Origin of the sequence: Amycolatopsis orientalis DSM 40040 = KCTC 9412 (assembly GCF_000478275.1) — a bacterium.
Lineage (GTDB): Bacteria > Actinomycetota > Actinomycetes > Mycobacteriales > Pseudonocardiaceae > Amycolatopsis > Amycolatopsis orientalis.
Window position 1 is genome coordinate 58,246 of the sequence record NZ_ASJB01000004.1, and the last position, 13,220, is coordinate 71,465.

Genomic DNA, 13,220 nt, shown 5'->3' on the forward strand with positions numbered 1-13,220 from the left:
TTCCTCGCATCACATGCGGGGAAAGCGCCCTTCAGCCGCTTCTAACGCGCCCAACCCTTACTTGCCGAAGCCGGCCTTCCGGAGCGCGTCCGCCATAGCGCCGCCCCCTCCAGAGTTCCCTCCACGGTCCCGGCCACCTCGGCTACCACCACCCTGACGCTGACCGCCCTGACGCTGGCCGCCACCCCCCTGACCGCGATCGCGCCCGCCGCCCTGCTCGCGAGCAGGCTTGCCCGGTTCGTCGTCCAGCCGCAGGGTCAGCGAGATCCGCTTGCGCGGCACGTCGACTTCCAGCACCTTCACCTTGACGATGTCGCCGGGCTTCACGACCTCACGCGGGTCCTTGACGAAGTTCTTCGACAGCGCGGAGACGTGTGCGAGGCCGTCCTGGTGCACGCCGACGTCGATGAACGCGCCGAACGCGGCCACGTTCGTCACGACGCCTTCCAGCCGCATCCCCGGCTTGAGGTCGCCGATCTTCTCGACGCCCTCGGCGAAGGTCGCGGTCTTGAACGCCGGACGCGGGTCGCGGCCCGGCTTTTCGAGTTCGGCGAGGATGTCGGTCACCGTCGGGAGGCCGAAGGTCTCGTCGACGAACTCCGTCGGCTTCAGCGCCTGCAGCGTCCGCGAGTTGCCGATCAGCGAGCGGATGTCGGTGCCGGTCGAGGACAGGATCCGCCGCACCACCGGATACGCCTCCGGGTGCACCGAGGACGAGTCGAGCGGGTCGTCGCCGTCCGGGATCCGGAGGAAGCCCGCGCACTGCTCGAAGGCCTTCGGGCCGAGCCGTGCGACCTCCTTGAGCCCGCTGCGCGTCTTGAACGGGCCGTTCTGGTCGCGGTGCGCCACGATGTTCTCCGCCAGGCTCGTCGTGATGCCCGAGACGCGGGTCAGCAGCGGCGCCGACGCGGTGTTGACGTCCACGCCGACCGCGTTCACGCAGTCTTCGACCACCGCGTCGAGCGAGCGCGACAGGGAGATCTCCGACAGGTCGTGCTGGTACTGCCCGACCCCGATCGACTTCGGGTCGATCTTCACCAGTTCGGCCAGCGGGTCCTGCAGCCGTCGCGCGATGGAGACCGCGCCGCGCAGCGACACGTCCATGCCCGGCAGTTCCTGCGACGCGAACGCCGACGCCGAGTAGACCGACGCGCCGGCCTCGGAGACGACGGCCTTGGTCAGCTTCAGTTCCGGGTGCTTCTTGATCAGCTCACCGGCGAGCTTGTCGGTCTCGCGGGAGGCGGTGCCGTTGCCGATCGAGATCAGGTCCACCTTGTGCCGGGCGCACAGCGCGGCCAGTTCGGCGATCGACTGGTCCCATTTGTTGGCGGGCTGGTGCGGGTAGATGACGTGGGTGTCGACGACCTTGCCGGTCGCGTCGACGACGGCGACCTTGACGCCGGTGCGGAAACCCGGGTCGAGGCCCATCGTGGCGCGGGTGCCCGCCGGGGCGGCGAGCAGCAGGTCGCGCAGGTTCGCGGCGAACACGCGGACGGCGTCGTCCTCGGCCGACTGGCGCAGCCGCATCCGCAGGTCGATTCCCAGGTGCAGCAGGATCTTCGTGCGCCAGGCCCAGCGGACGGTGTCGGTGAGCCATTTGTCGGCCGGGTGGCCCTCGTTGGCGATCCCGAACTTGTGCGCGATGCGGACCTCGTAGTCGGTCGGCCCGGTCTTCGGCTCGTCGGACGGCTCCTCGGGCTCCATCGTGAGGTCGAGGATCTCCTCCTTCTCGCCGCGCAGCATCGCGAGGATCCGGTGCGAGGGGAGTTTGGTGTAGGGCTCGGAGAAGTCGAAGTAGTCGGAGAACTTCGCGCCCTCGTCGGCCTTGCCTTCGCGCACCTTCGAGGCGAGACGGCCCTGGTTCCACATCTTCTCGCGCAGTTCACCGATGAGGTCGCCGTCCTCGGCGAAGCGTTCGACGAGGATCGCGCGGGCGCCGTCGAGCGCGGCCTGCGCGTCCGCGACACCCTTGTCGGCGTCGACGAACACCGCGGCCGCGGCATGCGGGTCGGTGTTCGGGTCGCTCAGCAGCCCGTCGGCGAGCGGCTCCAGCCCGGCCTCGCGGGCGATCATCGCCTTGGTGCGCCGCTTGGGCTTGTACGGCAGGTAGATGTCCTCGAGGCGGGACTTGGTGTCCGCCGCCATGATCGAGGCTTCGAGCGCCTCGTCCAGCTTGCCCTGGCTGCGGATCGACTCCAGCACGGCGACCTTGCGCTCGCCGAGTTCCCGCAGGTAGCGGAGGCGTTCTTCGAGCGTGCGGAGCTGGGTGTCGTCCAGCATCCCGGTGGCCTCCTTGCGGTACCGGGCGATGAACGGCACGGTCGATCCGCCGTCCAGCAGGTCGACGGCCGCCTTGACCTGCCCTTCGCGCACACCGAGTTCTTCGGCGATCTTCTGCTCGACTGTCTGCAGGCCCTGCACGCTCACTCCCACGCTCCTGAATCCGCCCTCGGGTGCTCTCGGACCCTGCATTCTGCCGCGCGTACCGAGCCGACTTTCGTATGGCCTCCCCTAACCGAACCCTTGACAGGTGTATTGGTCTAGTCCATTTTGATGTGGCCGACGTCACCCGTTCGTGGAGGCCAGCTGTGAAAGTCAAGCCGAAACACGCGTTCCTCGCCCTGTTGTCGTCACTGGCCGTGTGCCTGGGGGTGACTTTCGCGGTCTCGGGCAGCGCCTCGGCCGCCAACATCCTCACCAATCCGGGTTTCGAACTCGGGACCACGAGCGGCTGGACCTGTTCCGGCGCCAACGCCGTGGTCAGCACGCCGGTCCACTCGGGCAGCCGCGCGCTCAGCGCCACCCCCGCCGGACAGGACAACGCCCGCTGCTCGCAGAGCGTGCCGGTGAAGGCCAACACCGCGTACACGCTGTCCGCGTGGGTGCAGGGCAGCTACACCTACCTCGGGGTCACCGGCACCGGGACGGGGGACAAGAACACCTGGACCCCCGGTGGCGGTAGCTGGAGCCAGCTCTCGCTGAGCTTCACCACCGGCGCGTCGACCACGAGCGTCGAGATCTACCTGCACGGCTGGTACGGCCAGCCCGCCTACTTCGCGGACGACGTCAACCTCGACGGCCCCGGCGGTTCGCCGACCACGACCCCGACCACGCCGACGACGTCCACGAGTCCGACGACCACCACCACGACGAGCGAGCCGCCGACGACCACGACGAGCACCCCGCCGACCGGGAACCTGCCGAAGCACGTGATCACCGGGTACTGGCAGAACTTCTACAACGGCGCGAAGGCGCTCAAGCTCGCCGACGTCCCGACGAAGTACAACATCATCGCGGTGTCCTTCGCCGACGCGACGGCCACGCCGGGGGCGGTCACCTTCACCCTCGACTCCGGTCTGTCGAGCCAGCTCGGCGGCTACACCGACGCGCAGTTCAAGGCCGACATCAAGACGGCGCAGGCACGCGGCCAGAAGGTCATCCTGTCCGTCGGCGGGGAGAAGGGCACGATCCGCGTCGAGTCCTCGGCCGCGGCGACGAACTTCTCGAACAGCATGAAGTCCCTCATCGCGACCTACGGCTTCGACGGCGTCGACATCGACCTCGAGAACGGCGTCAACGCGACGTACATGGCGCAGGCACTGCGCAGCATCCACGCGGCGGGCGGCACGGTCATCACCATGGCGCCGCAGACGATCGACATGCAGAGCCCGGCGGCGGAGTACTTCAAGCTGGCGCTGAACGTCAAGGACATCCTGACGATCGTCAACATGCAGTACTACAACAGCGGCGCGATGCTCGGATGCGACCAGAAGGTCTACTCGCAGGGCACGGTCGACTTCCTCACCTCGCTGGCCTGCATCCAGTTGCAGGGTGGCCTGCGGGCCGACCAGGTCGGGCTCGGGCTGCCCGCGTCGGGCTCGGCGGCCGGTGGCGGCTACCAGGCGCCCGGCAACACGGTCAACGCGCTGAACTGCCTGGCGAAGGGCACCAACTGCGGTTCGTTCAAGCCGGCGACGACGTACCCGGCGATCCGCGGCGCGATGACCTGGTCGATCAACTGGGACGCCTCGCAGGGCTACGCGTGGTCGAACACGGTGAGCGCGGGCCTGGCCGGCCTCCCGTGATGATCCGCTAGACCGGGGCGGGTGCCGGCGTCGCGTGGGCGGCGGCACCCGCCCCTTCCATTGCCTGCGTTTCGTCCTCTGGATGCGGTACTTGCACACGCAACTACCGCATCCAGAGGACGAAATGCATGAGGTCAGAGCGGGGTGAGGGGCAGATGGAGGGCGGCCGGGGCGTGTGGGGGCACCACCGGCTTGAGCGGGGCGACGGGGGACAGGCGACGGTAGGGGGAGCCCAGCGGCGGCCGCGGGTCGGCCTCGCCCTTGTTGGGCCACAACGACATCGCGCGTTCCGCCTGGGCGGTGATGGTCAGCGACGGGTTCACCCCGAGGTTCGCCGAGATCGCCGAACCGTCGGCGATGTGCAGGCCGGGATGGCCGTGCACCCGCTGGTACGGGTCGACGACGCCGGCTTCGGGACTCTCGCCGATCGCGCAACCGCCGATGAAATGCCCGGTGATCGGGATGTTCGCCAGATCGGTCCAGGCACCCTGCGCCAGTCCGCCGATCTTGTCCGCCACCCGCCGGGTGACCTCGTGCCCGGCCGGGATCCACTCCGGATTCGGGTCGCCGACGCCCTGTTTCGTGGTCATCCGGCGGCCGAAGAGCCCGCGTTTCGTGTACGTGGTCACGGAATTGTTCAGCGTCTGCATCACCAGCAGCCCGACCATCCGCTCCGACCAGCGCCGCGGATTGTGCAGCCGCGCCAGGTGCCGCCAGTTCCGCCGTAGCTCGCGCAAGCCCAGTACCCACCGGCGTTTCCCGGGCTCGGCGTCGACGAGCACCGTCGTCAGCAGGCCCATGAAGTTGCTGCCCTTGCCGTACCGCACCGGTTCGACGTGGGTGACGGCGTCGGGGTGAATCGACGACGTGATCGCGACGCCGCGGGTGAAGTCGGTGTCCTTCCGCAGCGACCGCGCGGCGAGCACGGCCTCGGAGTTGGTCCTGGCGAGCAAGCCCAACCGTGGCGACAGGTTCGGCAGCGTGCCGGAGTCCTTCAGGGAATGCAGGAGTCGTTGCGTCCCCAGGGAAGCGGCGGCGAAGACGACTTCCGTGGCGGTGAAGGTCCGTTTCCGCTTGCGTACCCAGCGTCCTGTTTGGACGGTGTCCACCGCGTAGCCGCCGTCGATCGGCCGGACCGACACCGCGGTGGTCAGCGGATGGACCTCCGCGCCCGCCTTCTCCGCCAGGTACAGGTAGTTCTTGACGGTCGTGTTCTTCGCGCCGACCCGGCAGCCGGTCATGCATTCGCCGCAGTGCGTGCACGGTTTCCGGGTGGGGCCTTCGCCGCCGAAGAACGGGTCGACATCGCGTTTCCCGAAATAGACGCCGACCGGGGTCGGCCGGTAGGTGTCCGCGATGCCCATGTCCTCGGCGACCTCGCGCAGCACCCGGTCGGCCGGGGTGACCAGCGGGTTCTCCACCACGCCCAGCATCCGTTTCGCCTGGTCGTAATGCGGGGCGAGTTCGGCCTTCCAGTCGGTGATATGCGCCCATTGCGGGTCTTGGTAGAAGGTGTCCGGGGGTTCGTAGAGCGTGTTCGCGTAGACGAGCGAGCCGCCCCCGACGCCCGCGCCGCTCAGCACGAACGTGTTCTTCAGCAGGGTCAGCCGCTGGATGCCGAAGCAGCCCAGCTTCGGGGCCCACAGGTACTTCCGCAGGCGCCACGACGTCTTCGCGAACTCGTCGTCGGCGAACCTGCGGCCGGTCTCCAGTACGCCGACGCGGTAACCCTTTTCGGTGAGCCGTAACGCGGTCACGCTGCCGCCGAAACCGGAGCCGATCACCAGCACGTCGTAGTTCATCGCGGGCCCGCCGTCCGGTAGTCGCCGAGGTCGAGCTTCTTCGTCCGGCGGTCGTATTCGGTCACCAGTCCCGGCCAGTTCGTGCTCACGCGGCCGTTGTCCTGGCGGTACCAGCTGGCGCAGGTCGTCCAGACACTCTGGCCCAGCCGTCGCTGGATCTCCTCGTCGTAGCGTTGTTCGACCTCGGGTACGACGTCCATATAGGACACTCCGGGACGGCTGAGATGTTCGACGGCCTGACGGATGTAGCGGGCCTGCCGTTCGATCATGTAGATGATGGAGCCCGCGCCGAGGTTGGTGTTGGGGCCGTAGACGCAGAACAGGTTGGGGAATCCCGGCACGGTCATGCCGAGGTACGCCCGCGCGCCGCCTTTCCACGCGTCGGACAGCGACCTGCCGCCGAGCCCCTCCACCTTGAGTTCGCCGAGGAAATCCGTTGCCGCGAAACCGGTTCCGTAGACGATGACGTCGGCCTCGTGCTCGACGCCGTCCTCGGTGAGCACCCCGGACGGGGTGATCGCGCTGATGTGCCGGGTCTCCACCGCGACGTTGTGCCGTGCCAGCGCGGGCAGGTACTCGTTGGTGAACAGGATCCGCTTGCAGCCCAAGGGGTAATCCGGGGTGAGCTTCGCGCGCAGGGTTGGGTCCTTGATGTGGCGGCGGCGCAACTGGGCCGCCCGCAGCTCGAAGACCTTGGCCAGCGACGGATGTTTCGTCATCGCGTAGGTCGCGTACTCGGCGAGGAGGAAGATCCGGAGCCTGCCGAGCAGTTGTGTGGCCGGCAGCGAGCGGAACAGCCGCTGCTGCCAGCGCCGGTAGGCGGTGTCCCGTTTGGCCAGGATGTAGGGCGCGGTGCGCTGGAACACCGTCAGCTCCGCGGCCTGACGCTGGAGTTCGGGCACGAACTGGATCGCGCTCGCGCCGGTGCCGATCACCGCGACCTTCTTGCCGTGAAGATCGACGTCGTGGTCCCACCGGGCGGAGTGGAAGCTCGCGCCTTCGAAGGTGTCCTGGCCGGGGATGTCCGGTTGGACCGGCCGCGACAGCTGCCCGACGGCGGGGACGAAGACGTTCGCTTCGTACGTCTCGCCGCCCGCGGTTTCGATACGCCAGAGCCCGCGCTCCTCGTCGAAGACGGCGGCGGTGACGCGGGTGCCGAAGCGGATGTGCGGTTCGAGCCCGTAGCGGCGCACCACGCGTTTGAGGTAGGCGTGGATGTCGGGCTGCAGCGAGAACCGCTTCGGCCAGTCGGGATTGGGTTCGTAGGAGAACGAGTACAGCGGTGACGGGATGTCGCAGCCCGCTCCGGGGTAGGTGTTCTCCCGCCAGACCCCGCCTGGTTCGTCGGCGCTTTCCAGGATGGTGAAGTCGTCGATCCCGGCGCGTTTGAGCTCGATCGCCGTCCCGACCCCGCCGAAGCCCGTCCCTACGATCAGCACGCTCGTCTTGCCCATGCCGATCGAAGTTACGCACCGATCGGCCCTCCCGGAAGTGCACGTCCGGCCACTCAATCGAGATTTCCGGCCACCCTACTCCCGCGTTTCGTCCTCTGGATGCGGTACTTGCGTGTGCAAGGACAGCATTCAGAGGACGAAATGCACGGAGTGGGACTCGGACGTCGGGTGCGCCCAGGTCAGGAGGCGGTGGGCGGAGCTCTCGAGGGCGTCCAGATCGCGCTTCGGGACGCGCTCGAAGGGCGTGATCGTCACCGAAGCCGCCTTCTTCACCGTCTTGATCTCCCAGAAGCCCTTCACGAACCCGCCGACCAGGATGGTGCCCTTGACCAGGCCGTTCTGGGTGATGACGACCTTGCGGTACTCGTCGCTGATCACCCGCGTGCGGTCGGCGTAGGACAGGATCGTCTGGTCGAAGGGCCCCAGCAGCCGCGCCGGCGCGGGGGTGTCCGGATCCGGCCGCGGCGCGTCTTCCAGATCGAACAGCTCGCGCCCGTTCTCGTCACGGAACACCCGCAGTTCCGGCCGCAGCCGCTCGGCGACTTCACCGAGTTTCGTGATCCCGGCCCACGCCTGCGCGTCCTGCACGCTGGCCGGTCCGAACGCGGCCAGATACCGCCGGAACATCGCTTCCGGCGACGGCGTCGCGTCCGGTTCGGCGCTGAGCCAGTCCCCGGTGGTCTGATAGGTCGGCTGTCCCGACTTGCCCCAGACGCCGCGCGGCGGGATCTGCACCAGCGGCAGCAGCGCCCGCGCGACGTGCACCAGCGACGACGGCGCGACGCCCTCCCAATGCTTCGCCAGTTCCGCGCCGAGGCCCGCCGACGAAAGCGGCCGCTCGCCGAGCAGTTTGCGGGCGGTGCGGGCGATCTCCTGGTGGTCGAGGTCCTTGATGTCAGGGCCGAACTGGGTGTTGCCGGTCACCGACCGGTCGTAGAGGGGCTGCACGATGGGCCGCCACGTCAGCGCGTCCGAGGGCGTCACCAGGTGCACGGTGCCGCGCATGAGCGCGATCCGCACGACACTCCTGTCCAGCAGCAGCTCGGCCAGGTCGTCCTGGCGGAAGCCGTGCAGCCGCGTCCACAGCGCGAAGTACGGCGGGTTGGGGGCCTGCGCCTGCAACCCGGCGAGGTGCTCGACCGCCTCGAGCGCGGTCATCTTCGAACGCCGGAGCAGCAGCTGCCGGTCCAGCATGGCGCGGTTCAGCGCGCGCCTGCTCAACGTGTCGGACATGACGGTCACCTTAATCGGCATCCAGGACAGTTATGGTCCTCAGTGCGCCGATCGCTGCCGGGATCCATAATCCCGGCCATGGAACTACCGCCGCCGGTGATCCGGGACTGGGACTACCCACGCGGCACGGCGAGCATCGTGCTCATGGCCCGCTTCGCCGCCGAGAACGGCATCACGGGACTGGAGAACTACGAGCACGCCCCCGTCGACGGCCAGGTCGACGCGCGCCAGGAACTCGCGGTGGTCCGCGAGCTGGTCCGCGGACTCGGCGGCGGGGACGATGTCGCGCTGCGGCTGAGCAGGCGGTACCGCGTCAGCGCGTTCGGCATCTTCGGCTTCGCGTGCATCAGCAGCCCGACGCTGGGTGACGCGATGCGCTTCGCGCTGAAGTACCTGGACCTGAGCTTCACCTTCTGCATTCCGCACGTGACGCTGGAAGCCGGACGGCTCGCGCTGACCATGGACGACAGCCGTGTGCCCGCCGACGTCGCCCGCTTCCTGGTCCTGCGTGACCTCGGCGCCATCCACACCGTCATGCGCGACATCATGCCGGAAATCTCCTTGCGCTCCTTGGCTTTCCGGCACGAACGTCCGTCCCTTGTGGACGAATACGTGCGGACCTTCGGCCTGGTGCCGTCGTTCTCGGCGCCGTCGCAGGTCGCCACCCTGGACCCGCTCCTTCTCGACAAACCGCTGCCACAGGCCAACGACCAGACCGTCGCGGTCTGTGCCGCGCAATGCGAGCTGCTGGTGTCGCGGAAACGGGAGCGGTCCGGGATCGCCCAGCAGGTCCGGGAAAGACTGGTGCGGCTCGGCGGGGTCGACGCGGGGATGGAGGAGGTCGCGCGGCAGCTCGCGCTCAGCCCCCGGACCCTGCGGCGACGGCTGTTCGAGGCCGGGACCGGCTACCGCGCGCTGCTGGACGAGGTCCGCCAGGCGCTGGCGGAGGAGATGCTCGACACCGGCGCGCTCAGCGTCGAGGACGTCGCGCTGCGGCTGGGCTACGCCGAGGCGTCGAGCTTCATCTACGCCTTCAAACGCTGGAAGGGGATGACGCCGGCGGCCTATGCCCGGCGGAACGCGTTGCGAGGACGGCCGGGTAGGTGACCCGCAGCAGGTGCAGGATCGACTCGGTGAGGAAGACCCGCAGTTCCTCGCGGCCGAGCGTGCCGCGGATCAGCCACTCGCGGGACGCCGCGCGCAGCATCCCGCCGTACGAGCGGATCATCGCGCGGAGTTCTTCACGACCTTCGGTGATGTCGCTCATCAGCGCGGCCGCGAGCACGCGGTCGGCGGCGATCTCGTCGGCCTCCAGCATGATGCGCTCGACGTCCGGATCGCGGCCGACGGCCTCCTGGCCGATCGCGGTCAGCCACGCCTGCTCGTTGCGCTCGACCACCTCGATCCAGTGCCGGACGCTGATCGCGAGCCGTTCCTCGGCGGTCGTGTCGGGCAGGTTCTCGACCACGGGCGCCGGCACGATCATCATCTGCCGGACCACTTCCAGGTACAGCTCGCGCTTGCCGCCGAAGTAGTGGTTGATCAGCGGCCTGGCCACTCCGGCGGCCTTCGCGATGTCCGACGTCGAGACGGAGGCGTACGTGCCCGCGCCGAACAGCCGTCGCGCCGCGGCCAGGATCTCGGCACGCCGGGCGGCCGGTTCGAGGCGGCGGCGCCGGCTCTCCGGCTCGGTGTCCATGGGCCGAGCGTAACTGTTTCAGGTGAGCGCTTGTCGTTACTCATTCGGAACAACCCACCGGTAACCCTCCGAGGCCCGGCGGCGACGTTGGGGGCGGGGGGACCGGGCGTCATAGGTAGGGACGAATGGCCAGTGCTGAGCGCGATCCGGTCCGCCGTTCCGGGCGGTGGGTCAGTGTGCGGCTGCAGCACCGTGACGTCCGGATCGAGGGTGACACCGCGGACGAATGCGTCTCGTACGCGGGCATCGTGATCACCAGCTTCGAGAACGGCGCCAAGGTGGGCGAGCGGTGGATCCCGCTCGGCGTCGATCCCTCGGAGGCCGACGACGAACAGCTCATCCAGCAGCTGCGTGACGCGCTGATCTGGCAGGCGCGGCAGCCACCGAAGGCCGCCGGGAGTAGCTGAAGGGCGCCTTCACCGCATCGGACGCGGGGAAAGCGCCCTTCACCGCGTCCGATGCGGTGAAAGCGTCCTTCAGCCCCGCCTACTGGGCCCGCAGGCCGTCGAAGGCGATCTTGCAGACCGCGTCCGCCAGTTCGGTGCCCGCGGAGCCACGGCGCGGCCGGTACCACTCGATCAGCGAGTTCACCATGCCGTACAGCAGCCGCGCGGTGACCGCGGGATCGATGTCGGGCCGCACGTCGCCCTCGGTTTCGGCCTGTTTGACCAGTTCCGTCACCAGCCGGTCGAATTCGCGCCGCCGCGCCAGCGCGGCCCGTTCGATCTTGGTGTTGCCGCGGACCCGCAGCAGCAGGGTGACGAACGGCAGCTGCTCCACCAGCACGAGGACACTGCCCCGCACCAGATGCTCCAGCTTCTCGATCGCCCTGCCCTCGAAGGACTCCGTCTCGGCGGCGACGGCGAACAGGCCGTTCAGCGCGCGGTCGACGGCGAGCCGCAGCAGCTCCTCCTTGCTCGGCACGTGGTGGTAGATCGCGGATTTCGTGATGCCGAGCTTGCGGGAGAGGTCCTCCATGCTGGTGCCGTCGTAGCCGCGTTCGTTGAACAGCTTGACCGCGACCTGCAGCAGCGATTCGAGGTCGTACCCGGGGCGCCCCCGTCGGGCGGGCGTGCTCAACCGCGGTCCCGTTCGTCGAGGACGCGGCGCATCTTGCCCAGCGAACGCACCAGGGTATCCGGGTCGACCACCTCGACGCCGACGCTCACGCCGACCCCGTCCTTGACCCCGGCGATCAGTCGCGCGGCGGCTTCGGCGCGCTGCTCGGCCGTCGCGTCCGGGCGGGCCTCGACGCGGACCGTCAGGTGGTCCATCCGGCCCTTCGTGGACCGGATCAACTGGAAATGCGGGGTGAGCGCGGGGGTCACCAGCACGACTTCCTCGATCTGCGTGGGGAAGACGTTGACGCCACGCAGGATGATCATGTCATCGGTGCGGCCGGTCACCTTCTCCATCCGCCGGTACGCCGGCCGCGCGGTGCCCGGGAGCAGCCGGGTGAGGTCGCGGGTGCGGTAGCGGATGATCGGCAGCGCCTGTTTGGTGAGCGAGGTGAACAGCAGCTCACCGGTGCCGTCGACGGTCTTCTCGGTGAACGGGTCGATCACCTCGGGGTAGAAGTGGTCCTCCCAGATGTGCAGCCCGTCCTTGGTTTCGACGCATTCCTGCGCGACGCCGGGCCCCATCACCTCGGACAGGCCGTAGATGTCGACGGCGTCGATGCCGACGCGCTCTTCGATCTCCGCGCGCATCTGCTCGGTCCACGGTTCCGCGCCGAAGATGCCGACCTTGAGCGAACTGGCCTGCGGGTCGACGCCCTGGCGCTCGAATTCGTCGAGCAGCGTGAGCATGTACGACGGCGTGACCATGATGATCTCGGGTTTGAAGTCGGTGATGATCTGCACCTGGCGCGCGGTCATGCCACCGGACGCGGGGATCACCGTGCAGCCCAGTTTCTCGGCGCCGTAGTGCGCGCCGAGGCCGCCGGTGAACAGCCCGTATCCGTAGGCCACGTGGACCTTGTCGCCCGGCCGTCCACCCGCCGCGCGGATCGACCGCGCCATCACCGTCGCCCAGGTATCGATGTCTTCGGCGGTGTAGCCGACGACGGTCGGCTTGCCGGTGGTGCCGCTGGACGCGTGGATCCGGCTGACCTGCGACTCGGGTACGGCGAACATGCCGAACGGGTAGTTGTCGCGCAGGTCCTGTTTGGTGGTGAACGGGAACTTCGCCAGGTCTTCCAGCGCCTTGCAGTCGTCCGGGTGGACGCCTGCCTCGTCGAACTTCCTGGTGTAGAACGGCACGTTGTCGTAGGCGTGCCGCAGCGTCCACTGGAGACGCTTCAGTTGCAGCGCCTGCAGTTCGTCGATGGTCAGGTTCTCGGCTTCGTCGCTGAAGGTCATCGGGAAGGGCTTTCTTTTGATGTCACAGCCTCGATGGTGCGGCTCCGGCCGCGGAATTCGGCGACGACCTCCGGACCCTCGGGGGTCTCCCGGTGCACGGTGACGTCGTAGATGCCGTTGCGCCCGTAGCGGGTCCGCTCGGTGGCGGTGGCGATGAGGTGGTCGCCGAGCCGTCCGGCCGTGACGAAGGAGATCTCCGCGCCGGACGCGACGGTGACCGGACCATAGCTGTTACAAGCACAGGCGAACGTCGTGTCGGCGAGCAGGAAGACGTAGCCGCCGTGCGCGATGCCGTGGCCGTTCACCATCGTCTCGGTGATCCGCATGGTGGCGACGGCGTGCCCTTCGGCGGCCTCGATCAGCTCGATCCCCAGCGCGCTCGACGCCAGATCGTCGGCGAACATCGCGTGCGCCGCGTTGGTCGTCATGACACCACCTGGTTACTGACCGAATGGACGGTTGTTAAAGGGCGCCGCCAGTAAAGGCGCGCTTCCGCGTGGATGTCAAGGATCCGCCGCCGTCCGGGGGTTTGCAAGACCCGGGACGCGAGCTACAGTGAATTACTGAACGGACGGTCTGTAATTCAC

At 68.4% G+C, this 13,220-nt stretch carries 11 protein-coding genes; 3 read left to right on the plus strand and 8 right to left on the minus strand.

Annotation, left to right across the window (positions count from 1 at the left end; translation table 11 throughout):
• Nucleotides 1-57 precede the first annotated feature (57 nt).
• A complete protein-coding gene (locus L324_RS00770; protein ID WP_037303323.1) occupies nt 58-2,427 on the minus strand; it encodes a Tex family protein in 2,370 nt (789 codons plus the stop codon).
• Nucleotides 2,428-2,588: 161 nt separating this feature from the next.
• Here L324_RS00770 and L324_RS00775 point away from each other — a divergent pair, with 161 nt between their 5' ends.
• The gene (locus tag L324_RS00775; protein ID WP_037303325.1) at nt 2,589-4,085 is read left to right on the plus strand and encodes a chitinase; all 1,497 of its coding nucleotides are present in this window, start codon (nt 2,589-2,591) and stop codon (nt 4,083-4,085) included.
• Between the two features lie 134 nt (nt 4,086-4,219).
• Here the strand turns inward: L324_RS00775 and L324_RS00780 are convergent, their stop codons facing one another.
• The 3 genes from L324_RS00780 to L324_RS00790 form a co-directional block, all read right to left on the minus strand.
• Nucleotides 4,220-5,887, minus strand: a complete 1,668-nt coding sequence (locus L324_RS00780; protein ID WP_037303326.1) for a GMC oxidoreductase — start codon at nt 5,885-5,887, stop codon at nt 4,220-4,222.
• Nucleotides 5,884-7,341 carry a flavin-containing monooxygenase gene (locus tag L324_RS00785; protein ID WP_037303328.1) on the minus strand — a complete coding sequence of 486 codons (1,458 nt, stop codon included), beginning with the start codon at nt 7,339-7,341 and terminating at the stop codon, nt 5,884-5,886. The genes L324_RS00780 and L324_RS00785 overlap by 4 nt, the downstream gene beginning before the upstream one ends.
• Before the next feature lie 129 nt (nt 7,342-7,470).
• Nucleotides 7,471-8,574 (minus strand): winged helix DNA-binding domain-containing protein, encoded by a 1,104-nt coding sequence (locus L324_RS00790; RefSeq protein WP_037303408.1) that lies wholly within the window; start codon nt 8,572-8,574, stop codon nt 7,471-7,473.
• Nucleotides 8,575-8,652: 78 nt separating this feature from the next.
• On the opposite strand from L324_RS00790, the gene L324_RS00795 reads away from it, so the two are divergent.
• Nucleotides 8,653-9,681, plus strand: a complete 1,029-nt coding sequence (locus L324_RS00795; RefSeq protein ID WP_037303330.1) for an AraC family transcriptional regulator — start codon at nt 8,653-8,655, stop codon at nt 9,679-9,681.
• Here the strand turns inward: L324_RS00795 and L324_RS00800 are convergent.
• On the minus strand, nt 9,608-10,273 hold the full coding sequence (locus L324_RS00800; protein ID WP_037303332.1) for a TetR/AcrR family transcriptional regulator: 666 nt from the start codon (nt 10,271-10,273) through the stop codon (nt 9,608-9,610). The genes L324_RS00795 and L324_RS00800 overlap by 74 nt on opposite strands.
• Nucleotides 10,274-10,398: 125 nt before the next feature.
• Here L324_RS00800 and L324_RS00805 point away from each other — a divergent pair, with 125 nt between their 5' ends.
• Nucleotides 10,399-10,680: a hypothetical protein gene (locus L324_RS00805; protein ID WP_037303333.1), complete on the plus strand. Its 282-nt coding sequence runs from the start codon at nt 10,399-10,401 to the stop codon at nt 10,678-10,680.
• A gap of 79 nt (nt 10,681-10,759) precedes the next feature.
• On the opposite strand, the gene L324_RS00810 is transcribed toward L324_RS00805, so the two are convergent.
• The 3 genes from L324_RS00810 to paaI are packed head-to-tail and all read right to left on the minus strand — an operon-like array spanning nt 10,760 to nt 13,037.
• A complete protein-coding gene (locus L324_RS00810) occupies nt 10,760-11,353 on the minus strand; it encodes a TetR/AcrR family transcriptional regulator (protein WP_037303334.1) in 594 nt (197 codons plus the stop codon).
• Nucleotides 11,350-12,633 (minus strand): phenylacetate--CoA ligase PaaK, encoded by a 1,284-nt coding sequence (gene paaK, locus L324_RS00815; RefSeq protein ID WP_037303335.1) that lies wholly within the window; start codon nt 12,631-12,633, stop codon nt 11,350-11,352. Before paaK ends, L324_RS00810 begins: the two co-directional genes overlap by 4 nt.
• Complete coding sequence (gene paaI / locus L324_RS00820; protein WP_037303409.1) at nt 12,630-13,037, minus strand: hydroxyphenylacetyl-CoA thioesterase PaaI; 408 nt, start codon at nt 13,035-13,037, stop codon at nt 12,630-12,632. The genes paaK and paaI overlap by 4 nt, the downstream gene beginning before the upstream one ends.
• Nucleotides 13,038-13,220: the final 183 nt, after the last annotated feature.